Origin of the sequence: Candidatus Binatus sp., assembly GCF_030646925.1 — a bacterium.
GTDB lineage: Bacteria > Desulfobacterota > Binatia > Binatales > Binataceae > Binatus.
The window spans coordinates 19,795-42,421 of the sequence record NZ_JAUSKL010000046.1 but is presented as its reverse complement, the minus strand read 5'-3'; the positions used below and the strand labels follow the sequence as shown (position 1 = coordinate 42,421).

Annotated in this window: 26 protein-coding genes and 1 other RNA gene; 13 read left to right on the top strand and 14 right to left on the bottom strand. The window is 61.5% G+C overall.

Annotation, left to right across the window (positions count from 1 at the left end):
* Positions 1-146: 146 nt before the first annotated feature.
* A complete protein-coding gene (gene trxA, locus Q7S58_RS07575) occupies positions 147-482 on the top strand; it encodes a thioredoxin (protein ID WP_304822906.1) in 336 nt (111 codons plus the stop codon).
* 20 nt (positions 483-502) lie between these two features.
* On the opposite strand, the gene Q7S58_RS07570 is transcribed toward trxA, so the two are convergent.
* Positions 503-1,090, bottom strand: a complete 588-nt coding sequence (locus Q7S58_RS07570) for a CvpA family protein (protein ID WP_304822903.1) — start codon at positions 1,088-1,090, stop codon at positions 503-505.
* A gap of 142 nt (positions 1,091-1,232) precedes the next feature.
* Here Q7S58_RS07570 and asnS point away from each other — a divergent pair, with 142 nt between their 5' ends.
* The gene (gene asnS / locus Q7S58_RS07565; RefSeq protein ID WP_370655480.1) at positions 1,233-2,546 is read left to right on the top strand and encodes an asparagine--tRNA ligase; all 1,314 of its coding nucleotides are present in this window, start codon (positions 1,233-1,235) and stop codon (positions 2,544-2,546) included.
* 13 nt (positions 2,547-2,559) lie between these two features.
* On the opposite strand, the gene Q7S58_RS07560 is transcribed toward asnS, so the two are convergent.
* Genes Q7S58_RS07560 through Q7S58_RS07550 form a run of 3 tightly spaced genes read right to left on the bottom strand, consistent with a single transcriptional unit; the run spans position 2,560 to position 5,539 of the window.
* The gene (locus Q7S58_RS07560; protein WP_304822899.1) at positions 2,560-3,051 is read right to left on the bottom strand and encodes a hypothetical protein; all 492 of its coding nucleotides are present in this window, start codon (positions 3,049-3,051) and stop codon (positions 2,560-2,562) included.
* A gap of 4 nt (positions 3,052-3,055) precedes the next feature.
* Positions 3,056-3,898: a phosphoadenylyl-sulfate reductase gene (locus Q7S58_RS07555; RefSeq protein ID WP_304822897.1), complete on the bottom strand. Its 843-nt coding sequence runs from the start codon at positions 3,896-3,898 to the stop codon at positions 3,056-3,058.
* A gap of 21 nt (positions 3,899-3,919) precedes the next feature.
* Positions 3,920-5,539, bottom strand: a complete 1,620-nt coding sequence (locus tag Q7S58_RS07550) for a nitrite/sulfite reductase (RefSeq protein WP_304822895.1) — start codon at positions 5,537-5,539, stop codon at positions 3,920-3,922.
* Positions 5,540-5,698: 159 nt separating this feature from the next.
* Between Q7S58_RS07550 and Q7S58_RS07545 the strand changes: the two genes are divergently transcribed.
* Positions 5,699-6,133, top strand: coding sequence for an Rrf2 family transcriptional regulator (locus Q7S58_RS07545; RefSeq protein WP_304822890.1), 435 nt, complete (start codon positions 5,699-5,701; stop codon positions 6,131-6,133).
* Positions 6,134-6,566: 433 nt separating this feature from the next.
* Here the strand turns inward: Q7S58_RS07545 and Q7S58_RS07540 are convergent, their stop codons facing one another.
* Positions 6,567-7,526, bottom strand: coding sequence for an LLM class flavin-dependent oxidoreductase (locus Q7S58_RS07540; protein ID WP_304822887.1), 960 nt, complete (start codon positions 7,524-7,526; stop codon positions 6,567-6,569).
* Positions 7,527-7,798: 272 nt separating this feature from the next.
* Between Q7S58_RS07540 and Q7S58_RS07535 the strand changes: the two genes are divergently transcribed.
* On the top strand, positions 7,799-8,611 hold the full coding sequence (locus Q7S58_RS07535) for a triacylglycerol lipase (protein ID WP_304822884.1): 813 nt from the start codon (positions 7,799-7,801) through the stop codon (positions 8,609-8,611).
* Positions 8,612-8,629: 18 nt separating this feature from the next.
* Here Q7S58_RS07535 and Q7S58_RS07530 read toward each other — a convergent pair whose 3' ends face one another.
* Positions 8,630-9,352 carry an SDR family NAD(P)-dependent oxidoreductase gene (locus Q7S58_RS07530; RefSeq protein ID WP_304822881.1) on the bottom strand — a complete coding sequence of 241 codons (723 nt, stop codon included), beginning with the start codon at positions 9,350-9,352 and terminating at the stop codon, positions 8,630-8,632.
* A gap of 96 nt (positions 9,353-9,448) precedes the next feature.
* The gene (locus tag Q7S58_RS07525) at positions 9,449-10,030 is read right to left on the bottom strand and encodes a superoxide dismutase (protein ID WP_304822880.1); all 582 of its coding nucleotides are present in this window, start codon (positions 10,028-10,030) and stop codon (positions 9,449-9,451) included.
* A gap of 372 nt (positions 10,031-10,402) precedes the next feature.
* On the opposite strand from Q7S58_RS07525, the gene Q7S58_RS07520 reads away from it, so the two are divergent.
* Positions 10,403-11,098 carry a urate hydroxylase PuuD gene (locus Q7S58_RS07520; RefSeq protein ID WP_304822877.1) on the top strand — a complete coding sequence of 232 codons (696 nt, stop codon included), beginning with the start codon at positions 10,403-10,405 and terminating at the stop codon, positions 11,096-11,098.
* 77 nt (positions 11,099-11,175) lie between these two features.
* Here the strand turns inward: Q7S58_RS07520 and Q7S58_RS07515 are convergent, their stop codons facing one another.
* The 7 genes from Q7S58_RS07515 to ffs form a co-directional block, all read right to left on the bottom strand.
* Positions 11,176-11,535, bottom strand: coding sequence for a cytochrome c (locus tag Q7S58_RS07515; protein WP_304822874.1), 360 nt, complete (start codon positions 11,533-11,535; stop codon positions 11,176-11,178).
* Positions 11,536-11,576: 41 nt separating this feature from the next.
* Complete coding sequence (locus tag Q7S58_RS22115) at positions 11,577-11,804, bottom strand: type II toxin-antitoxin system HicA family toxin (RefSeq protein ID WP_370655478.1); 228 nt, start codon at positions 11,802-11,804, stop codon at positions 11,577-11,579.
* A gap of 3 nt (positions 11,805-11,807) precedes the next feature.
* The gene (locus Q7S58_RS07510; RefSeq protein ID WP_304822870.1) at positions 11,808-12,023 is read right to left on the bottom strand and encodes a type II toxin-antitoxin system HicB family antitoxin; all 216 of its coding nucleotides are present in this window, start codon (positions 12,021-12,023) and stop codon (positions 11,808-11,810) included.
* Between the two features lie 41 nt (positions 12,024-12,064).
* Positions 12,065-12,688, bottom strand: a complete 624-nt coding sequence (gene recR, locus Q7S58_RS07505; protein WP_304822866.1) for a recombination mediator RecR — start codon at positions 12,686-12,688, stop codon at positions 12,065-12,067.
* A 43-nt stretch (positions 12,689-12,731) separates the two neighbouring features.
* Positions 12,732-13,052, bottom strand: a complete 321-nt coding sequence (locus Q7S58_RS07500; RefSeq protein ID WP_304823028.1) for a YbaB/EbfC family nucleoid-associated protein — start codon at positions 13,050-13,052, stop codon at positions 12,732-12,734.
* A 55-nt stretch (positions 13,053-13,107) separates the two neighbouring features.
* Complete coding sequence (gene dnaX / locus Q7S58_RS07495; RefSeq protein ID WP_304822863.1) at positions 13,108-15,039, bottom strand: DNA polymerase III subunit gamma/tau; 1,932 nt, start codon at positions 15,037-15,039, stop codon at positions 13,108-13,110.
* A gap of 33 nt (positions 15,040-15,072) precedes the next feature.
* An RNA gene (gene ffs / locus Q7S58_RS07490) (signal recognition particle sRNA small type) lies at positions 15,073-15,171 on the bottom strand.
* Positions 15,172-15,345: 174 nt separating this feature from the next.
* On the opposite strand from ffs, the gene Q7S58_RS07485 reads away from it, so the two are divergent.
* From Q7S58_RS07485 to Q7S58_RS07450, 8 genes are all read left to right on the top strand, one after another.
* Complete coding sequence (locus tag Q7S58_RS07485; RefSeq protein ID WP_370655479.1) at positions 15,346-16,221, top strand: carbon-nitrogen hydrolase; 876 nt, start codon at positions 15,346-15,348, stop codon at positions 16,219-16,221.
* A gap of 18 nt (positions 16,222-16,239) precedes the next feature.
* Positions 16,240-17,340: an agmatine/peptidylarginine deiminase gene (locus Q7S58_RS07480; protein ID WP_304822857.1), complete on the top strand. Its 1,101-nt coding sequence runs from the start codon at positions 16,240-16,242 to the stop codon at positions 17,338-17,340.
* Positions 17,341-17,507: 167 nt separating this feature from the next.
* Positions 17,508-17,906 carry a DUF2089 domain-containing protein gene (locus Q7S58_RS07475; RefSeq protein ID WP_304822854.1) on the top strand — a complete coding sequence of 133 codons (399 nt, stop codon included), beginning with the start codon at positions 17,508-17,510 and terminating at the stop codon, positions 17,904-17,906.
* A 29-nt stretch (positions 17,907-17,935) separates the two neighbouring features.
* On the top strand, positions 17,936-19,636 hold the full coding sequence (locus tag Q7S58_RS07470; RefSeq protein ID WP_304822851.1) for a hypothetical protein: 1,701 nt from the start codon (positions 17,936-17,938) through the stop codon (positions 19,634-19,636).
* Between the two features lie 130 nt (positions 19,637-19,766).
* Positions 19,767-20,900 (top strand): amine dehydrogenase large subunit, encoded by a 1,134-nt coding sequence (locus Q7S58_RS07465; RefSeq protein ID WP_304822848.1) that lies wholly within the window; start codon positions 19,767-19,769, stop codon positions 20,898-20,900.
* A 25-nt stretch (positions 20,901-20,925) separates the two neighbouring features.
* Positions 20,926-21,474 (top strand): MauE/DoxX family redox-associated membrane protein, encoded by a 549-nt coding sequence (locus Q7S58_RS07460; RefSeq protein ID WP_304822845.1) that lies wholly within the window; start codon positions 20,926-20,928, stop codon positions 21,472-21,474.
* Positions 21,467-22,129, top strand: coding sequence for a methylamine dehydrogenase accessory protein MauD (gene mauD / locus Q7S58_RS07455; RefSeq protein ID WP_304822842.1), 663 nt, complete (start codon positions 21,467-21,469; stop codon positions 22,127-22,129). The genes Q7S58_RS07460 and mauD overlap by 8 nt, the downstream gene beginning before the upstream one ends.
* A complete protein-coding gene (locus tag Q7S58_RS07450) occupies positions 22,122-22,625 on the top strand; it encodes a methylamine dehydrogenase light chain (protein ID WP_304822839.1) in 504 nt (167 codons plus the stop codon). Before mauD ends, Q7S58_RS07450 begins: the two co-directional genes overlap by 8 nt.
* Positions 22,626-22,627 lie beyond the last annotated feature (2 nt).

Below are 22,627 nucleotides of genomic sequence, written 5' to 3'. Positions count from 1 at the left end.
CGGCGCCGCCGTAACGATCGTGAAGCGATAGCCGCGCGATTGAGATACAATGTTGTCAGCAGCGCCGCACGTTCACAGCTCAGGCTGCCTTGACTGGATAGCCGACCGTACTTATGTTGCAGTGTGCAACTACAGGAGAATAATTCATGGCGAGCGACAAAATCGTGCATGTTACTGATGGCAGCTTCGAGAACGAAGTTCTCAAGTCCGATACTCCGGTCCTGGTCGATTTCTGGGCGCCGTGGTGCGGCCCGTGCCGCGCGATCGCTCCAATCCTCGACGACCTCGCCGGCGAGTATTCGGGCCGCCTGAAGATCGTCAAGATCAACGTGGACGACAACCCGGCGACGCCGGCACAATACGGCGTGCGCGGAATCCCGAACCTGCTCATCATCAAGGGTGGTCAGGTCAAGGAACAGATTATCGGCGCGGTGCCGCGGGGCACGCTGGTAAAGGCAGTCGATAGCGCGATCACCGCGTAATCGAGCACGCTATATAATCGTTAATTGCTGGAGGGCGAAGGCGACGCGTCTGGAAACAGCGCAACGCCTGCGCCCTTCGTCGCATTCTGGTCCCAATATTTCTTCAAGTCGTCGCGATTGCGCTGATAGGTCTGCTTCGCTTCCTGCGGGATGAATCCGTCGATCTTCTCGGTATAGGCCATCAGCGGCGGCGCCAAGCGGGAATCGCGAATCAGCGGGGTGTTGTCCGGCGCCATCGCCGACATCAGCATCACCGCGACTCCCGTCAGCAGGGTCGCGATCCCGGCGCCGAGTAACGCTCCGCCGAGCCGATCGAGGAAGCCGAGATGCACGAAATGGATCACGCGAACGATCGCGGCGCCGATGATTCCGACCGCGATGAAAATCAACAGGAACACCGCGATCCATCCGATGACCGCGCCCGCGGCCTGACTGACGCCTAGCTGCGCGCCGGCGAGTTCGCCCGCCTGTGCATAGTACAACGACGCGAAATTCAGCGCGGCGACCAACGCCACCGCCGTGGTGACCATCCTGATCGCGCCGCGCCTGAGTCCGTGCAACGCCCCGATCACGACGATCGCGATGATCGCGTAATCAAGCGCGTTCATCGCGACGTAGTCCGTCCCGCAAATTCTCTCACCGATGCCAGCACGCTGAACTATCTCCCTTCGCGGCGATCCTACCGCAGCCGTTCCCTGCAAGCGACGAACGGCTCTCCAGTTCGCGCGCCGATATGCTTAAATGTGGCGCATGGATGCCCCAGCTTCCAATCACGTTTATGTCGAAGACCTCGCGCGCCACGAAGGCAATGAAGTCACGCTGAAGGGCTGGCTGAACAACAAGCGCTCGAGCGGCAAAATACATTTCCTGCAGGTCCGCGACGGGACCGGGATCTGCCAGTGCGTCGCCTCGATCGGCGATATCGGCGCGGAGAGTTTCACCGCCGCCGATCACATGGGCCAGGAAACTTCGCTCGAAGTAAGCGGCGTCGTGCGGGCCGACAAGCGCGCGCCCGGCGGCTACGAACTGACGCTCAAATCGATCGCGATTGTAGCGCCTTCGACTGACTATCCGATCACGCCGAAGGATCACGGCGTCGCGTTCCTGCTCGACAACCGGCATCTGTGGGTGCGCTCGTCGCGCCAGCATGCGATATTGCGGATTCGCAGCGAGATCGCGTCGGCATGCCGCGATTTCTTCGACGAGCGCGGCTTCGTGCTGTTCGACTCGCCGATCCTGACGCCAACTTCATGCGAAGGCACGACCAATCTGTTCGAGGTCGATTACTTCGGCGATCGCAAGGCGTATCTCACACAGAGCGGGCAACTCTATGTCGAAGCGGGCGCGCTCGCATTCGGCAAGGTGTACTGCTTCGGGCCGACCTTTCGCGCGGAGAAATCCAAGACGCGGCGGCATCTCACGGAATTCTGGATGGTCGAGCCGGAGGTCGCGTACTGCGATCTCGACGGCGACATGAAGCTCGCAGAAGAGTTCGTCGCGTACATCGTCGGCCGCGTGCTCGAGCGCAGATCGGCGGAGCTGAAGACGCTTGAGCGCGATACTTCGAAGCTCGAGAAATCCGCCGAGTTGCCGTATCCGCGCATCAGTTATGACGAGGCGATCGAGCGGCTGAAGCGCAAAGGCGCAGCCGTCAATTGGGGCGACGATTTCGGCGGCGATGAAGAAACCCTGCTGTCGGAGGAGTTCGATCGCCCTGTGATGGTGCATCGATACCCGACGGTCTGCAAAGCATTCTACATGAAGCAGGATCCGGCGCGGCCGGAGGTCGCGCTATGCGTCGATATGCTCGCGCCGGAGGGTCACGGCGAAATTATCGGCGGCGGACAGCGCGAGGACGATTACGAAACGTTGCGGAGCAAAATTCTCGCGCACGATCTGCCGCTCGAACCGTTCGAATGGTACCTCGATTTGCGCCGCTACGGCTCGGTGCCGCACGCGGGCTTCGGGATGGGCATCGAGCGGGTCACCGGATGGCTCTGCGGGAGCCATCACATCCGCGAGACGATTCCGTTCCCGCGCCTGATGGAGCGCCTCGAACCGTAGCGGATCAAAATCGCTAGCCCAGATCGACTTCCAGGCTTTCGATGCGCACGCCGGCTTGCTCGAAGCGAATCACGAGCTGGCATCCGCTAGTCTTGAGCGTCAGCGCGTAGGCGCCGGGACTCCGCTGCGACGCCGTAATCTGCTCGACTGTCTGATCCTTCAGCGTCGCGAGCGCCCTGTTCAGTTCGCCGAGCGATTGCGCGATCTCGCGGCCGCGCGGCGTCTTCATGAAGAGCGCGCTCAGCGATAGTTCCGCGCCGGGGCCGAAGAGTTTGCGGATACGCCCGCTGGTCAGGGCGACTTCGACGATCGCGCCGAGCCGCGCCGCGAGCTCTGGAGGTACTTCGAGGCGATCGATCGCCGCCGCGAGCGCGCCATAGACTTCGCGCGCCTGCGGGTCATTGGTCGCTTCGAGGAATGCCTGGATTTGCGGAACCAGGAGATCGTGCTGCAGAGTGTCGAGCGTTATCGGCTCACCCGTTTTGGGTTCGTCGTCGCTCGACATCGTTCTAAACGCCTCCGTTCGAATGCCCGTTGCCGTTGCGCCCGAGCAGTGCCGCCAACTCATGCTCGAAGCCGCCGGTCTCGATCGCGCAATGCATCCCGCATTCCTTCGGCGCGCCGGTTTCCCACCACCAGCGGCCGGCGCGCGCGTCCTGGCCCTCGCCGACCGAGCGCGTGCATGGACCGCATCCGATCGACTTGTAGCCCTTGTCGTAGAGCGCGTTGTAGGGAACGTCGTTGGCGCGGATGTAGTCCCACACTTCGTCTTCGGTCCAGTCGGCTAGCGGCGCGAGCTTCACGATTCCGCCGTGATCGTGATCGATCTCGATCTTGCGGATGTTCGAGCGGGTCGCCCACTGATCGCGGCGCAGCCCCGTCATCCAGGCGCTGTAGTTCATCAGCGCGCGGCGGAGCGGCAGCACCTTGCGCACCTGGCAGCACAGCAGGCGCAGATTGACGTCGCGGTAGAAGAGGTTGTTGCCGTGCTTGGTGACCATCTGCTCGACCACTTTCGTTTCCGGCAGGAAAATTTCGGTATTGATCCCGTAGCGATCGCGCACCTTGTCGATCAAGTCGTAAGTCTCTTGCGGCTGGCGGCCGGTATCGATCGTGAAGACGCGAATCTTCGGATCGATTCGCCACGCCATGTCGATCAGCAGGCAGCCCTCGGCCTGGAAGCTCGAGCAGATCGCGAGCTCGCTGCCGAAGCGATCGATCGCCCACGCGATGACTGCTTGCGGGTCCCGGTCGTCGAGCTCGACGGCGGCTTCACCCGCCTCGAGTTCATCCATGATCAGGCTGAGCTTGGGAGTTTCGACCTGTTCGTCCAATTCGATTTGCAGAGCCATCAGACAGTCCTCAGAGGAGGTTCAGGCGGCGGCGTCAGCGCCGATTGCGTTGCCGTTTGCGATTGAGGTCAATTCCGCGTCGGAGGTCCGCACGCAAAAGCGCGTGAAGGACTCGCCCGCTTGTCGTCGTTCGAGGTATGCGCCGAAGAGGCGGGTCACCTGATCTTCGACCATCGCGGACGGCACGCGGCGCAGCACCGGCTTGCCGATTGCCGCGTCCCTGCCGAGTCCGCCGCGCAGGATGATATCGAAGGCCTCGAGTGGCTCGCCGTTCGGCCCGCGTCCGGTGGTGCCCTGCAGCCCGATATCGCCGGTCCAATGCTGCGCGCACGCATGCGGGCATCCGTCGAGATTGAGCTTCAGGCCGCCGACCTGTTCGCCAAACTCGGCCACCAGGCGCTCGATAATCGTCGCGAGCTTGGTCTTGGTCGGCGTCACCGCGTAGTTGCAATGCGGATCGCCGATGCATCCGATCGATGACGCATAGAGGCCGTTCGCGCTGAGTGGAAATCCGATCTCGCCGACCTTTGCGATCACGTCGTCGAGTTGCGCTGTCGGGATTCCCGTGATGATGAAATTCTGCCGGCGCGTGAGCCGGATATCGCCGCCGAACGATCCGACCAGGTCTGCGATCGCGCGCATCTGACGCCCGCTCATCAGGCCTAGGTACACCGGAAAGCCCGCGTAGTGGCGGCCGTCCTGCTTCTGCGCGCTGATTCCCATGTGATCGCTTTCATCGTCAGGAAGCGGCGTCTCGGCGAGATCCTCGAGCGCGTAACCGAGCCGCGCCTCGACCAGCTTGCGGAACTCCGCGGGGCCGTAATCGTCGATCATGAACTTGAGGCGCGCCTTGACCCGCGAGATGCGGTACTCGGTGGTGCCTTTCCACACGTCGATGATCGCGCGCATCACGGGCATCGCCTGTTCGCGCGTGATGAACACGCCAAGATGTCGTGCGAGGCGCGGCGTCGAGGATTGCCCGCCGCCGACCCGCACTGCGAATCCTTCGCGGCCGTCGCGGACCATCCCGATCAGCGCGACGCAATTAATTTCCGGCGCATTGCAGTGATAGCGGCACGCCGCGATCGTAATCTTGTGCTTGCGCGGCAAATCCGAGTACTCGCGATTGCCGTAAAAGAAGCCGGCCGCCTCTGCGATCAGCGGCGTCACGTCAAACAGCTCGTCGTGATCGACGCCCGCGACGGGACATCCGGTGATATTGCGCACCACGTCGCCGCAGCCGCCCATCGTGGTGAGCCCGACGCGCTTCAGGCGCTCGAGAATCTCGGGAAATTTATCGAGCGTGATGTAATGAAGCTGGAAGTTCTGGCGCGTCGTGAGCTCGCCCTGGTCGCGTCCGTAGGTCTCGGAAATCTCGCCGATCGCGCGGAGCCCGTCGGCGCTCAGGATGCCGCTCGGAATTTTCACGCGCATCATGAAGGTGCCGATCTTCGGCTTGTCGTGGTACATGCCGAACCACTGCAGACGCACGATATCTTCCTCGGGCAGCTTCTCGTACGAGGTCTCGGCCAGGCGATTCCATTGGCCGGCGAGTTCGGTGGGAAACAGTTCGTGCTTGAGGCGCTCGACCGAGTTGCGCTTCAAGACCATTTCCCAGGATTGTGGTTCTTTCCTCGGCACTACAGCGTTCCTCTACAGGATGCTTGCTTGCACCTCTTTGATGGGCGCGAGTAGGTAAAACATAACTAGTGTGAGTAACTTAGTCAATTAATTAGATGACAAAGTCGGTCGTCTATTCCATCTATTCGGACGATATGCTACAAAGGCGTTGGATCAAAGATGAAATTCGGCGTCGGCGTTGATTATTCCCTGAAGGCTTTGCTGCATCTGGCGGAGCGGTATCCATCGAACATCCCGATCCGGGTCGAGGAGATCGCCGAGACCCAGGACATCCCGGAGAACTACTTGCGGCGGCTCTTGATCGAGCTTAAACGCGGCGGCCTGGTCGCCAGCCAGAAGGGACCGAGCGGCGGCTACATGCTCGCCAAGCCGCCGTCGCGAATCACGATGGCCGACGTGGTCGAGATCGTCGAGGGCGACTACGTCCCGGTCGAATGCCTCGAGGAAAACTCGGCGAACTGCCCGCGCGAGCAAGCGTGCGCGATGCGCGACGTGTGGCGCGAGGTGCGCGATACGGTCAATTCGATCCTGCGCACGGCGACGCTGCAATCGCTCGCCGACAAGCGCAAGCACGCGCTGTCGTTCAACATTTAATCGCACGATATCCGCAAAAGATCCGGGATTCCTCGCGCGGCAGCCATCGCGCGGGAATGACAGAAAGGAGCGCAAGGGATCCTTCGACTCCGGCAGCCTTCGCTCAAAAGTGGGTAGGGCGGGCGTCCCTGCCCGCCTCCGAATTGCGTGGCGGCGATGCTGGCGGAGCATTGACGCGGAATGCATGCGTCGGGGCAAGCGATGCGGCGTAGATATTGTGCGATTGCATCGGCGCCGGCAATCAGCGGCGGGCAGGGACGCCCGCTCTACCCGGGCGATCGCGCGCTGCGGGGGGAGCGAGACTCGTCATCGCTGCCGCGCTTTTCAGGATGCTATTATCAGCGCGGAGCGCGCATATTATCGCCCCAGGAAGCGCGAAACCCGTGAGGGGTTTCGCAGATTTCTCCCCTCTTTTCTTTTCGCGCTTCCCTTGCTACACGTGCGCCAGGATATCTTCGCGGAGCCGGCGGAGCCCCTTTTCATCCTGGCCGATCGGACCCGAAAAGATGAATTGCGTCACGTCCCATTCCTTGGCGCGGCGCTTCAACTCGACGACGCATTCGTCGGGCGTACCGATCAGCGCGAGCGGCGATTGCCTGACCGCATCAACGCTCATTCCGAACATCTGCGCCATCATCTCGGCAGCCTGACGGCCTTCTTCGCGAGTCTCGGTGACCGTCGGCGCGAAGATAGCATTGCTCAAGCGGATCGCGGCGGGATTGCGGCCATGTTTCTTCGCTTCGGCGCGCACGAAATCGGCCTTCTCGCGAAAGGCGTCGGTGGTCATCTTGCGGATGTACTCGAGCGAGATGTGCCCCATTTTGCCCGCTTCCGAGATGATATTCACGATATCGGCATGCTTAGCCGCGATTCGCAGCAATCCCTTGCCGCCGCCGCCGAGCAGAATCGGCGGATACGGCTTCTGGATCGGCTTGGGCCACAGGATCGCGTCCTTCAGATGATAGAACTCGCCGTCGAAATTGGTCTGCTCGTTACTCCACAGTGAGCGGATACAGGTCAGCGCTTCGTCGAGCATCCGGAGCCGCTCCGCGATCGGCGGGAAGCTGATTCCCGTCATCCTGAATTCCGTCTCAGTCCATCCGGTGCCGAGGCCTGCGATCAATCGGCCATTGCTTAAGTGATCCAGCGTCATCAGGCTTTGCGCGGTGATCGCCGGATGGCGAAACAGGTTGCACAGCACGAGGTGCCCGATACGGATTTTTTTGGTCGCCTCCATCAGCGCCGCGGCCACCGCGATATGATCGTAAGCGAGCGCGTGCGGATCCATCTGCCGCTCCGGACCTTCCATCACGATATGATCCGGAAAGAGGATCAGATCGAAGCCGAGGCCCTCGGCGGTTTGCGCGATTTCGCGAAACCTGGCCGGGGGCATATTCGCAATTTGGATACCGAATTCCACAGGTCACCTCGCAATCAGGTTATTTCGCCCAATTTGCGCCTTATTTCAAGCGCCTGTTCGGCGGTCATATGCAGATATTCATGGCACTGGTTATGCTCATTTCTATAGCAGAGTTTTCGATTGAAGATTTCGCAACAAAATGGTTATGTTATGGTTGTGGATGGGTTGATTGTGGCTGCGGTTTCGCCCCGCGAACGAATAGTCTCCCCGTCGTTGCCGGTGCGAGCTGCTGAGCTAGATCACCGATGGCACAAGCATACGCCATGACGGACAATCCAGAGGAAGCAGAACCACAGCGTCCCTCCTTGCTCGATTCGCTCGGCGAACTGCGCTTTCCGTTCGAGGCTTCGCTATTCTGGCTCGGCGCGCTCAGCTATCCGTGGCCGCGCGTTGAGCGCGCCAACAGCAAAACGGTGATGCTGATCCCAGGCTTCATGGCGGGTGACGTGACGCTCGCGCCGATGGCAAATTTTTGTCGCTGGCTGGGGCATCGCGCGGTTTTTGCCGGGATCTGGTCGAACTCGCAGTGTCCGCGCGAATCGGTCGAACATCTGAGCAGTCGGCTCGCTCGCACCGCCGATCGGTGGGATTCTCCGATCGTGGTAATTGGGCATAGCCTCGGCGGCATCTACGCGCGCGAACTGGCTCATCGCAATCCACAACTGGTCGAGCGCGTGATCACTCTGGGTTCTCCGATCCGATGGCCACGCGATTCTTCCAATCACGCGGTCGCGGCGGTGGCGCGTTCGATGGCGCGCATCCGCGGCAAAGCCGAAAGATGCCTCAGCGAAGCGTGCTCATGCGGATTGCGAATGAGCGAGACTTCGCCGAAAGACGTGCCGACCACGGTGGTGTACTCGCGCACCGATGGCGTGGTGCATTGGCAAAGTTGCGTCGATAACTCCGACGCGCCGACGATCGAGAACGTCGAAGTGCTCGGCAGTCACGTCGGGATGGCGTTCAGCGCCGACGTGTATCGAGTAATAGCCGCTCGCCTCGCATTGCCGCTTCGGCCGCGGCTCCGGCTCGCGGTATCGAATCCCGACCCGGGCCACTGATCGTCGCAGACCTGTTTCTCAGGCCTTGCCGTAAACCGGGACGATCGCGCCCGACGTCACGCGGCAATCGTCCGAGCAGAGAAAATTGAGCGTCCGCGCGATATCCTCGGGCTTCACCCATTTCTCATGCTTCGCATTGGGCATCGCCTTGCGATTCGCTTCAGTGTCGATCGTGCTAGGCGCGATCGCATTGACCATCACGCCGTCGGCGAGCAGTTCTTCGGCAAGCGACACGGTAAACGTCGCGATTGCGCCCTTCGCGACCGCGTACGCGGCGTAGTCGCCGGCGCCGAGCAGGCCGGTGCGCGAGGTCACCGATACGATTCGGCCCCACTTGTTTTTCTGCATGATCGGCGCGACCGTTTTGCAGCAGATAAAAGTCGGCTTGACGTTCAGATCGAACATCGCCTGCCATTCTGCCATGCTCGTCTGAGCGATCGATGAACCGCCCCAGAAACCGCCGACGAGGTTCACGAGAATGTCGATCTTGCCCCACTTCGATTCGACTTCGGCGGCGAAATCGCCGAACAGTTTCTCGTCGCATACGTCGGCCTTCTTGAGGAAGGTCGCGGACGAGGGAAACCGGTTGCCGAGCTGAGCCTCGAGCATCGGCACTTCCGCTTCGACGACCCATGGAATCGCGACGCGCGCGCCCGCCGTCAGAAAGTTCTCGCTCACGGCGCGGCCGAGAGCGCCAGTGCCGCCGGTGATGATCGCCACGCGATTTTCGAGCTGCTGCATTGCGGGATTCTCCTTCTGTCGCGCACTTCCGAGTCGCGATATCAAGCCGACTCTAGTACGGAGAATTGGTCCCGCAAAGCGAAATCGGCACCGCGTCTATTTCAGATTTTTGTTCGCGAATTCCCAGTTCACCAGATTCCAGAATCCTTCGACGTATTTGGGACGCTCGTTGCGATAATCGATGTAATACGCGTGCTCCCACACGTCGCACGTGATGATCGGCGTCTGCCCTTGCCGAATCGGGCATCCGGCGTCGTGCGTCGATACCACTTCGAGTGCGCCGCTCGAGTTCCGTATCAGCCAGGCCCATCCGCTGCCGAAATGCTCGTCGGCCGCCTTGCTGAATTTTTTCTTGAACGCCGCGAAGCTGCCGAACGCTTGCTTGATCGCGTCGGCGATCGGTCCTTTCGGCTCGCCGCCAGCCTTCGGGGCAAGAGTCTTCCAGTAGAACGAATGATTGTAGTGCTGCTCGACGTTATTGAAGAGCGGACCCGGCTCGGCGGTTTTCAGGATCTCCTCGAGCGAGGCGTTGGCGAACTTGCTCTTCGCGACCAGCTCATTCGCCTTCTTCACGTAGGCCACGTGATGCTTGCCGTGATGATATTCGAGCGTCTCCGCCGAGATGTAAGGTTGGAGCGCGTCCATCGAGTAGGGAAGCGGGGGAAGTTCAAAGGCCATAGTAAAAGACCGTCCTTTCGCATCGGCAATGATGCCGGACGCGGTATGGGGGTTGATTTCCTGCAGGCGATTCGTCGTTGATTGCGCTCGGCGGCAGGCTGCCAGTGCCTACCAGAATTGTACTGCACGATTCCGCATCGGAGCAAATTTCGGTCGGCGTGGCCGCGCGCGATTACTCAGTTGAGTTCGCTGCTTCGTAACTGACTATTCAGATTGGCTACTTCTGTAGCTCGTCACATTGGCTATTGCGTAGTTCGCCAAATCGAGGCGCTATCGTGCTGCTGGTCGGCGGGCTGTTGCAAAAGCCCCGATGCTGTGAAAAACAAGTCGCTGTACTACGCGGGGGATCACAACGGACGAGGAGGATAATTGATGGACCTTACCCTGATGCTGCTCCGATGGCTGCACTTCCTTTTCGGCATCACGTGGATCGGCTTGCTCTATTATTTCAACCTGGTACAGACGCCGTTTTTCGGCGAAACCGATCCGGCGGTGCGCAGCGGCGCGATCCAGAAACTGGTGCCGCGCGCGCTCTGGTGGTTCCGCTGGGGCGCGATGGGCACGGTTATTTTCGGCTTGCTCTACCTGCTGATGTGGTGGGCGATGCGCCTCAACTACGCGATGACGCCGTGGACGGTCGCGATCTTCACCGGCGGTTTCATGGGACTTATTATGTGGGCCAACGTGTGGTTCGTCATCTGGCCCAATCAGAAAATAATTATCGCCAACGCGGTCGCGACCGCAGGCGGCGCGGCGGCGAATCCCGCGGCGGCGCCCGCTGGAAGGCGCGCGGCGCTCGCTTCGCGCACCAACACTTTGTTCTCAATTCCGATGCTGTTCTTTATGGGCGCCGCGAGCCACTACAATCTGTTCAACGAGGCGACCTCGGGCGGCCTCACGGCGTGGCTGGTGATTACGCTGATCATACTCGCGATCGTCGAGGCGAATGCGCTCGTCGGCACGCAAGGCCCGACCAAGAAGCCGCTTGATTCGATTTCCGGGACGATTCACTCAGGCTTGGCCCTCTGGCTGGTTTTGATTGTCGTGATCTGGGTGACCTGCCACTAGCACAGAAATTTCGCGAATCGACGAGAGCCGTGGAAACGAGATCCACGGCTCTTTTTTCGGCGCAGGAATTTGCCGCGCTACTTCTTCTGCTTCGCCGCTTCGTCGAGGAACGCGACGATATTGTCGATCTGGCCGGCGAGCTGCGGCAACGCGCGCATCGCATGGGTCGTGCGCTTGGGCGTGTAGCCCGGCGGATACTGCAGATTAAGCACGCGATCCTCGACCAGCTCGCGCGATGAACCCGCGATCGGCGGTCCCTGGCTGCCGGCCAGATTCGGGTCGGCGTTGTGGCACACGACGCAGTTGGTCATGTAAACGATTCGCCCCTGCATCGCGGGCGTGCGCGGCGCGGACTTGCCGCAGGCGGATATCGCCACTGTGAAAATTGGCGCCAGCATCGCGGCGCCAACCCTGGCAACGATTTTCGTATTCTTCATCGCAAGTGGATTAGGAACGTTGGGTATTTGAATTGATGGGATCAGATTAGAGCGGTGAATTCCTCGACCGTTATTTCGACAGTGCGAATGATCGCACGTAAAGTTCCCCGGTCAAGCGTCGCGTGAAGAGGAACAGTGACGGGACCACGATTTTCGCAAACCAATCGAACGTGACTGCCTTTCTGCCGAGCTTGCCGATAGCCAAGTTTCTTGAGCGCAGTGATGCAAACTGCTCCTGAAATTACCGGTAAACCAGCAGCGGGCGGCACATCTCAGCCGTGCAGCGGGAGTCGCACGACTTCATAGTCGCTCGGCAGTTCCCAACCTTCGCTCTCGCGATTCTCCAGGCAGAGCTCGATTGCTTCGCGGATATTGTCGAGCGCTTCTTCGCGATTGCGGCCCTGGCTGATGCATCCCGGAATGATCGGGCACTCGGCGACGATGTAACCGTCCTCGCCAGGGACCAGAATGATTGGTAGTTCGATCACGAACCTAGATTAGCATCGCGCCGAGATTTCAGGTAGCGCGGTTACAGTTCGCGGCGGCCGCTGAGCGCGCTGGTCAAGGTCGCGGAGTCGCTGTATTCAAGATCGCCGCCCGCCGGCAATCCGCGCGCGAGGCGCGTGATCTTCACGCCGAGCGGTTTCAGCATCCGCGCGATATAGAGCGCCGTCGCCTCGCCTTCGACCGTCGCGTTAGTCGCGATGATCACTTCGCGGATTCCGGCCGGCGGATCGACGCGCGCGAACAGTTCCTTCATCTTGACATCGTCGGGGCCGATTCCGTCGAGCGGCGCGAGCGCGCCGTTCAGCACGTGATAGACGCCGTTGAAACTTCGCGCGCGCTCGATCGCCATCAAGTCTGCCGGCCCCTCGACCACGCAGATCACATCGCGCTCGCGCGCCGCATCGTCGCAGATTTGGCATCGCGGATGATCCGACAGCCCGAAGCATTCCGCGCAGAGACCGATCCGCTCTTTCATTTCGAGCAGCGACTCCGCGAGCGCGATCACTTGGTCGCGCGGACGATTCAGCAGATTGAACGCGAGCCGCGCAGCGGTCTTCTCGCCGATACCCGGCAAGCGTGAGAGTTCCTTGACGAGTCGCGCCATCGCGGGCGGCAGGCCGTCCTGACGCTTCAGATTCTCCGCCATCAATCGGACTCCCCAGTTGCGGGCTCCGTCATTGCGCGCTCCGTCATTCGGCGCCGAAACCGGGAATCTTGAGATTGCCGAGCGGCCCGAGCTTGCCCATCTCCTCGGCGAGCAGTTGTTGCGCGCGCGCGATTCCGTCGTTGACCGCGACCTGGATCAAATCTTCGAGCATCGATTTGTCGCCCGCGGCCACGATCGCATGATCGATTTCGATTTTGCGCACGCGCATCGTGCCGTCCACCACCACCCGCACCATCCCGCCGCCCGATTGCGCCTCGACGGTCTTGGCCGCCGCCGCTTCCTGCATCTCCTGCATCTTCGCTTGCAGCGCTTGCGCCTGTTGCATCAGCGCCGCCAAATCCATTTGTGCCACGATCTATCTCACTCCCCGCCGCGGGTCCCCTGAACCGCGACGCCTTCTACTTTGAATCGATATCGGCGCCGCCTTTTTCGGCCACGCTCGAGTTGGAAGTCGGTACTTTGAGCTCGACCAGGCGCGCGTCGAGCGAGTCGAAAATTCGCCGCACCGCCGGATCCGTCAGCACCGCCTGCTTTTCTTCGGGCGTCGCCGCGCGCAGCGGCGCGGTCGCATTTGTGGCCGCGGACGCGATTCCATTATTTTTTTTGAGCGGCAGCCTGTCGATTCGATTCTGCGATGACTCAGCCGATCGCGCAGGTGCGATCGCCGCCTTCGATGCCTGCATCGCAGCGGGCGCCGCACGTTCCGGCTCGCGCGGAGATTCATTCGACGAAGTTGGCGTCGTCGGCGCGCGATTCCCGGTGCCGCTCGACGCCGCGAACGCGAGGCCTTCAGTCGAAAGCTCGACGCGGATTTTGCGGCCGAAATGTTCGCTCGCGAGATCCGCGATCGCCGACTTGTTGTCGTTCAGATATCGAATATAGATGTCGTTGCGCGCAGACAGCGTCAGCAGGTTGCCCGCAATCGCGAGACCCGCGCCCTGCTCCATGAAGCCCGCCAGCGCAGCACGGCGCGAGCGAATGAAATCGCGCAGTTCGGGCAGATCGCGAGCGCCGCTATCAGGCGCCAGCGGCTTTCTGAGCGGCGCGTCGGCTTTGACTTCGCCCTCGACGCGGAGCCGGCGCGTGCCCGAGGCGGGCTCCTTCGCCGGCGGCTCTGGAGGCGCGCCGCCGCGCGATCCTCCGCTGCTGCCTCCGCCCGACGACGACTGCGGTGCCGCGCCGCTCGATCCGATCGCGCGCAGCAACTCATCCGCATCGATCACCGCCGCCAGCGACGCCATCCGCACCACGGCCATCTCGAGCAGCAGGTCCGGATACGGCGAGCGGATAAGCTGCTCCTGCGATTCGGCCATCAGATGAAAGAGGCGCATGATATCGCGCGCGCTGGCGCGGCCCGCGAGCCGCTTCAATTCCGCGACTTCGTGATCCGGGATGTCGTCGAGCGCGCTCTGCGAGTCAGTTGCCGGCAGCTTCGCGATCGCGAGATTTCGGAGCGTCTCGAGCAAATCGCGGCCGAGCGATTCGAGGTTGGCGCCGCGATTTGCGAGTTCGCGCACACCGCGCAGCGCTTCGGCGGCGTTCTTATCGAGAATCGCGTCGGTGATCTTGAGCACCGCGGTGCGGCTCGCGACGCCGAGCGACGATGCGACTTCCGTCTCCGTCACTTTGCCGGCCGAAGTCGCGATCGCTGTCTCGAGCATCCGCTCGCCGTCGCGCATGCTGCCACCAGCTTCTCGCGCGACCAATCTCAGCGCCGACTCCTCGATCTCGATCTCCTCGCGATGCGCTAGATCCTTCAGCCGCTCGAGAATCGTCGCGTATGGGATGCGGCGAAAATCGTAGCGCTGCAGCCGCGAGAGAATCGTCTCGGGCATCTTCTGCGGCTCAGTCGTCGCCAAAATAAACTTGACGTGCGGCGGCGGCTCCTCGAGCGTTTTCAGCAGCGCGTTGAAGGCCTGGTCGGTCAGTTGATGCGCTTCGTCGATAATATAAATCTTGAATCGATCGCGCGCGGGCCGGTAGCTGAGATTCTCGATGATCGCGCGCGCGTCGTCGATCTTGCGATAGGTGGCGCCGTCGATCTCGCTCACGTCGAGCGCGCGGCCCGCGCGAATCTCGACGCACGCCGCGCATTCGCCGCACGGCTCGGGCGTCGGACCCTTCTCGCAGTTGAGGCATCGCGCGAGGATGCGCGCCGCAGTCGTCTTGCCGACGCCGCGAATCCCGGTGAAGAGGAACGCGTGCGCGATTCGCCCACGCCTAAGCGCCTCGCTGAGCGTGCGCGTCACGTGCGATTGGCCGACCAGTTCGGAGAATTGCTCGGGCCGCCATTTGCGCGGGAGTACCAGATGTGTCGGGGTCTCGGCCATCGCGAAATATCAGATCGAAGCTGCCCGTCGGATGATAGCCAGGCACCCCTGCGGCACAGGGTTGCAGCCGGTGCCGTTGCTTCCTTCCGGACCTGGCGGGGTTCGCGGCCTTCCCTTGCGCAGGACCCGGCTATCAGCGGCAGGCAGCTTCGAAAAGTTGCTCCATGCGCGATCGATTTTGCGCGCATCATTACAATATCACAGACGCGAGTTATGCAACCCCGCGTGGACGAGCGATCGGCGTCGATTCATCGCGATTCGTGCCCGCGGTGGCATGAAGCGGCGGTGGTTGCTATCAACTTGGACATGGCGACGGAGATCGACACGGTCGCGATCGGGCTAATCCAGATGAGCTGCGCGCCCGAGCCGCACCTCAATCTCGATAAAGCGATCGCCAAAATCGAGGAAGCCGCCGCGCGCGGCGCTCAAATCGTCTGCACGCAGGAACTTTTTCGCTCGCACTACCCGTGTCAGACCGAGGACCAGGCCGCATTCGAACTCGCCGAGCCGATTCCCGGACCCTCGACCGAAGCGCTCGGCAAAATCGCCAAGTCGCGCAAGATTTCGATCATAGCGTCGCTGTTCGAGCGCCGCGCCGCGGGCGTTTATCACAACACTTCGGTCGTCATCGACGAGACCGGCGAGATCGCGGGGCGCTATCGCAAGATGCATATCCCCGACGATCCGCGCTTCTACGAAAAATACTATTTCACGCCCGGCGACCTCGATTTTGGCGCGCATCCCACCGCGCACGCCTCGGTCGGCGTGCTCGTATGCTGGGATCAGTGGTTTCCCGAGGCGGCGCGTTTGACCGCGATGGCGGGTGCGCAGATTATTTTCTATCCCACCGCGATCGGATGGTGGCACGGCGAGCCCGCCGGCGTCCGTCCCGTTCAGCGCGATGCATGGGAGACGATTCAGCGCAGCCACGCAATCGCCAACGGCGTATTCGTCGCGGCGGTCAACCGGGTCGGAATCGAGGGCGAGCTCGAATTCTGGGGCGATTCGTTCGTCGCCGATCCGTTCGGACAGGTGATCGCGCGCGCCGGCGGCAGCGACGAAGAGACGCTAGTGGTCGAATGCGATCTTAAAAAAATCGAAGAAACGCGGCGCAGTTGGCCGTTCCTGCGCGATCGCCGAATCGACGCCTACCACGATCTCACGCGCCGATTCCGCTCGTGAATCGCCAGCCGTGAAGCCGTGAATCGAATTCCCGCCGAGCATCGCCGCGCGCTTGGCGCGTACCGGATGCCCCCCGAATGGGCGCCGCATCTTGCCTGCTACCTCGTCTGGCCGCACAACGTCGAGACCTGGCCGGGCAAGTTCGACGCGATTCCGCCGCTCTACGCGCACATGGTCGCCGCGATCGCGAGCTTCGAAGCGATTCGTTTGATGGTACAGGATGAGTCGGAAATCGGCGGCGTGCGCGCGATGATTGCGGACGCGGCGCGGCGCATCGATCGGAATGGTGATGCGATTTTGCGGCGCATCGAAATCTTCGCGATACCGACCAATGATTCGTGGGCGCGCGATCACGGTCCGATCTTTGTAAATCGCGTCGACGACGCGGGCGCCGGACCGAATCAAATCGCGCTCGACTGGCGATTCAATTCATGGGGCCAGAAATACGGCGCGTTCGATCTCGACGACGTCGTGCCGCAAAAGCTCGGAGCGCGTTTCAATTTCGAGATGATCGAGGCGCCGATGGTCCTCGAAGGCGGTTCGATCGACGTCAACGGCGAGGGCACGTTGCTTACTACCGAATCGTGCCTGCTCAATCCGAATCGGAATCCGGAACTGACCCGCGCCGAGATCGAAGATTTCCTGAAGACCTATCTCGGTGTCGCAAAGGTGCTGTGGCTCGGCGACGGGATTGCCGGCGACGACACCGACGGGCATATCGACGACCTCGCGCGCTTCGTCGCGCCCGACACGATCGTCACCGTGCTCGAGGATGATCCCGCCGACGAGAATTACGGCGTGCTGCGCGAACACTTCGATCGGCTGAAGCAGATGACCGATCAGGATGGGCGCCCGTTTCAAATCGAGACGATGCCGATGCCCCCCGCGATCATCTACGACGGCACTCGCCTGCCCGCCTCGTACGCGAATTTCTACATCGCGAATGGCGGCATCGTGATGCCGACTTTCGACTGCCAGCAGGACAGCGTCGCCGCCGCGACGCTCGCGCGATTGTTTCCCGGCCGCCGCGTCGTCGGCGTGCCTTCGACTGACCTCGTATGGGGCCTCGGCTCGGTGCATTGCCTGAGCCAGCAGCATCCGGCTCCCCCAAAAAGCTAAGCAAGACAAACGTATTTTCCCCAGCGGAGGCTGCTATCCTCCGTCATCCCGAGCGTAGGCTGCCGGAGTCGATGGATCTCAACGGGAAAAGCTCCCCGCAAGCCTAAAACTTAAGATTATCAATTTAATACTTGACAATCTTAATTTCTGGATTCAATATATCACCAATGCGGCCAATCATCCTTAAATGTCCATCTTGCGACGGCGACCTCACGGTAAATCGCCTCAGATGCCCCGCCTGCTCGATCACCCTCGACGGCGACTTTGCGATGCCCGCGCTTCTGAAGCTCACGCCTGCGCAAATCGATTTCGTCGAGGTCTTCGTCAAGAACCGCGGCATCATCCGCGAAGTCGAACGCGAACTCGGCATCTCGTATCCCACGGTTCGCGCGCGCCTCGACGACGTGATCCGCTCGCTCGGCTACCCCGGCAAGGCGGCGAGCGACGATGTCCCCGATCAAGCCGCGCCACGCCGGCGGACCGTGCTGGCCGATTTGAAGGCGGGCAAACTCACGCCCGAGGAAGCGCTGGCCGCGCTGAACGAAAGCACCATTGATAAGGACTAGCTGCGCGCGCCACTGAGGGAGGAACAGCCATGGCAGAAACGATTCTTGAAGGCGTCGAATCGATCCGCGTGGTTCGCGTCGATGGAAATTTGAAACTGCGCGGCGCGGAGTCGTCCGAATCGGGCAAAGTTATAGTCGATTCCAGTGATGCGCCCGAGATCATCCGCAATGCGAACGTCGTCGAGATCTCGACGCGCTCAAACGCGACCATATCGATTCCGCCCGGCGTCGCGATCGACGTCGAGGATGTCGCGGGCAATCTGGACGCGTCGGATTTCGCGGCGCCGCTGTTTCTCACCCGCGTGCGCGGCAATTTTCACGCGCGGCGAATCGGCGCTGTCACGATTCGCGACTCGGTGGCCGGCAATTTCTCGCTCAAGGAATCCGGCAGCGTCGAGGGCCGCAAAATCAGCGGCTCGCTGAACGTGGAATCCTCGCGCTCGATCAGTCTGAGGGGCGTCGCCGGCGATTTTTACTGCCGCGGCGTCGAGGGCGAAATCGCAATCGAAAAAATCTCCGGCGCCGTGCGCCTGAATGAACTCCGCGGACCGTTCATCTCGCGGCTGGTCGGTGGAAATCTCGAAGTCGAAACCGCGACCGAGGTCGAAGCCGGCGTCGTCGGCGGAAAACTCCGCGCGCAGAGTCTGAGCGGCGCGCTCCGGGCCGGCAAAATCGGCGGCAAGCTCGCAGTCGATGGCGTCGGCGGGGAAGTCGGCGTCGGATTCGTCGGCGGCAATGTGCGAATCGGAAAAGTCGGCGGCGCACTCACGCTCGAAGAAGTTGGCGGCGCGATCGATCTGAGCGGTCCGTATCCCGCGGGCAAATCGTGGAGCATCAGAAGCCGCGGGCGAGTCAGCGTCGATGTGGATGACAAGTCGTCGATCGAATTCGACGCGGCGTCCGGATGGGGGCGCATCCGCACCTATGGAATCGACGACGCGCAATTCAAATGGCGCGGCCGCAATCACGTGCACGGGACGATCGGACCCGAAATCGCGAGTGCTGAAAACGCCGAGGGTGGCCGCTTGAAACTCACAATCGAAACCAAGGTCGCCGACATCATCGTCGCGATGGCCGGATCGCGCGAGCGTGATTTCCACGGCCGCGGCGATCGCGGCTTCGGCCGCGCTTTCGGCGCGCCGTTCGAAGAGTTGGCGCGCGAAATCGGCGAGGACGTTCCCGCTTTCGTGCGCACCGTGATGGACGCGGCGGGCAAATTCGTCGCGGACACCGGCCCGCTGCCGACTGGAATCATTCGCGACGTCAAACGCAGCGTGTCGCAGGGACTGCGCGAAGTCGAGCGCGCATTCGGCGAGATCGAGAAATCCGTACCCGCCGACGCAGGCGAAAAATTGTCGCGGCTCGGCAAGGAAATCGGCGAACTGGTTTCGCAAGCCGTCCGAGGCGGTACGCGCGAGGCGCGGGGCGAGATGCGCGATCGGGTCCGTGCGGCGGCGCGCGAGATGCGCGATACGATCCGCACCGCGGCGCGCGAGCGATGGTCGAGCGGCGAGGACGAATCGCCGAAATCGCCCGCTGCGTCCAAAGCGGCCGAAGAAAAATCCGCATCGGCGTCGGCGAGGCCCGGCGCGACTGAGAAACTAAAGAGCGAAGACGCGATCATGGACATCCTCGCCGCGGTCAAGGAAGGCCGACTCGAGCCCGACGAAGCCGACGATCTGATCAAGGCCTGGATGGAAGTGTCGCGCGGTACCGACGCGCATCGCTGAGCCGCGCGATCGCCGGACAATTCGCACGAGGCAAGCATTTCGCCTGCCTCAATTTTTTCCGGCGAGGACTTTGCCTTGACCGTGCGCGACCGCGCATATTATGCAGGTTCAACCGAAGGGCCGACTTCTTATGATTAAAGCATCGAGCATCGTGCTGGCGCTGTTTCTCGCGATTCCAACTTTCATCGCGCCCGCGCGCGCGCAATTGCCGCCCGACGAGATGACGACCAAAGTTCTGCCCGAGCCGGAGCCGAAATGGGTGTTCGTGCTCGACGCCGGCTTTCCGACCACGACCGTCGCGAAACTTGACATCATCGACGGCAGCACGCGCAAGATGCTCGGCCAGTTGAGCGGCGGCTACCTGAGCAACTTCGAAATTTCGCCGGACCATCGCGAGATGTACATGATCGATACCTACTACTCGCGCGCATGGCGCGGCACGCGCACCGACGTCGTCACGATCTTCGATGCGAAAACGCTCAATTTCCAGGCCGAGGTTGAGATTCCGCCCAAGCGAATTCTGATCGTGCCGAAGCGCGACACTACCGCCGTCACGCCGGACGGCCGCTTTCTCCTGGTCGCGAACATGACGCCCGCCACGTCGGTGAGCGTGGTCGATTTGAAGGCGCGCAAATTCGTCGGCGAGATCGATACGCCCGGATGCGTGCAGGTGCTCGCGCCCTCCAATCGCCAGTTCTCTTCGATGTGTGCCGACGGATCGATCATGATCGTTACGCTCGACGACAACGGCGCCGCCAAGGAAAAAAAGCAGGGCAAGCCCTACTTCGATCCGAATAAGGATCCAGTGTTCGATCAGCCGGCGGTGATCGGAACCAAAGCGTATTTCGATTCGTATCACGGCGCGATTCACGTGCTCGATCTGTCGGGCGCGGAGGCGGTCGCGGAGCCTGAATGGTCGGTGCTGGGCGAGACAGACAGCGGATGGCGGCCCGGCGGATGGCAGACGATCGCGGCGAACGAAAAGAAAGGACTCATTTTCGTGCTGATGCATCAGGGCGGTGAATGGACGCATAAACAGTCGGGGAACGAAGTCTGGGTTTTCGACGCGGCCAAAAAAACTCGTGTCAGCCGGATCGCGCTGAAAACTCCGGCCTACTCGATCTACGCAAGCCAGGACGAAGACCCGATCGTTTACGCGCTGGCGTTAAAAGAAGCGCAGATGGAGGAATACACGGCGTCGGATGGCAAATTTTTGGGCGTCGTGAATCAGCTCGGCACGCCGTTCCTCGCGTACGGGCCGTAGTCTCGCGCGACATGGTGGCATCGCAATGATCGCGATCGATCCGACAATCGACTGGACGATTTCCGTGGCGCTCGCGCTGATCTTCGTGGCGTCGGCCGTAATGAAATTGATCGACTTGAATGAATTTCACGGCGCAGTCGAGAACTATCGAATCGTCCCAGAGCAGATTTCAGGACTGGTCGCAGGCGCAGTGCCGATCGCGGAAATCGCCGGCGCAATCGGCTTGATGCTGCCGGCGACGCATCGTAGCGCCGCGATGCTGCTCTCGATGCTGCTGATCGTTTTCACCGCGTCGATCGCGATCAACCTGCTGCGCGGCCGCCGCAATATCGATTGCGGATGCTTCGGGCCGGCGCTTCGGCAACAACTGAGTTGGTGGCTGCCCGCGCGCAATGCCGCAATGATCGCGATGCTCGCGATCGTGATGCTGCCTGCTACGGAGCGACCGCTCGCGCCGCTCGATATCGCAACGATTGCTTTTGCCGCAGCGACTCTCGCGGTGTTGTACTCGGCGGCGAATTATCTGGTTGCCAACGCGCCGCATCTGCGCGCCCTGGAGATCGCCGATGCATGACGCGCTCGTCATCTCGCATGTCGTGTTGTGGATCGCAGTGCTGGCGCTGTCAGCGGTCGTGCTCGCGTTGATTCGGCAAATCGGCGTGCTGCACGAACGAATCGCGCCGATGGGCGCGCTCACGATGGACAAAGGCCCCAAAGTTGGCGACCGCTCGCCGGTCTTCGAGTTGACCGATCTTGCGCATCAACCGCTCACTCTCGGCGCGCCGCGCGACGACCTGCGGAGCAGCCTCCTGATGTTCGTCTCGCCGACCTGCCCGGTTTGCAAAAAACTTCTGCCGATCGTCAAGTCGGTTGTCGCCGCCGAATCGCAATGGCTCGATCTGATTTTCACCAGCGACGGCGAACCGTCTGAGCAGGAAGGATTCATCCGCAAATACCAACTTGGGCAATACTCATTTGTACTATCGTCTGAGCTTGGAATGACCTACCGAGTGAGTAAACTTCCGTATGCAGTGTTGATCGATCACGAGGGAATCGTGCGGGCCAAAGGATTAGTCAATACGCGCGAGCATCTCGAGAGCATCGTGGCGGCGAAGCAGATGGGAATCGGCTCGATTCAGGAGTATCTGAAGAATCTGCATCCGCATGATTCTATGGAGCCAGCGGCCGCGATCGCCAACGGAGAGAAGGGCAACCAGCATCATGGATAAGATTTTCGAGAACCTGGCTCGCGCCGTCGCGCAGCGCAGTTCGCGCCGCAGTTTTCTGAGTTACCTCGGCCGGATGCTGCTCGGCGCGTCGATGCTGCCGCTGCTGCCAATCGATCGCGTCGCCGCCACCGCGCGCGCCGAAGATACCAAAGGCAACCCCGAGGACGACACGACGTGTGACTATTGGAAATATTGCGCCATCGATGGATTTCTATGCACTTGCTGCGGCGGCGGCTCGCATGATTGCCCGCCCGGCGCGACTCCCTCGCCAACTTCGTGGGTCGGCACCTGCCGCCATCCGTCCGACGGCCGCGATTACATCGTCAGCTATCGCGACTGCTGCGGGAAAACGTCGTGCGGGCGATGCCTCTGCGCCAACACGATCAGCGAGATGCCGCTCTATCGTCCGCAACTCGACAGCGATCTGATCTGGTGCTTCGGCGCGCCGACGATGGTCTATCATTGCTCGACCGCGGAAATTGTCGGAGTCAAATGAGG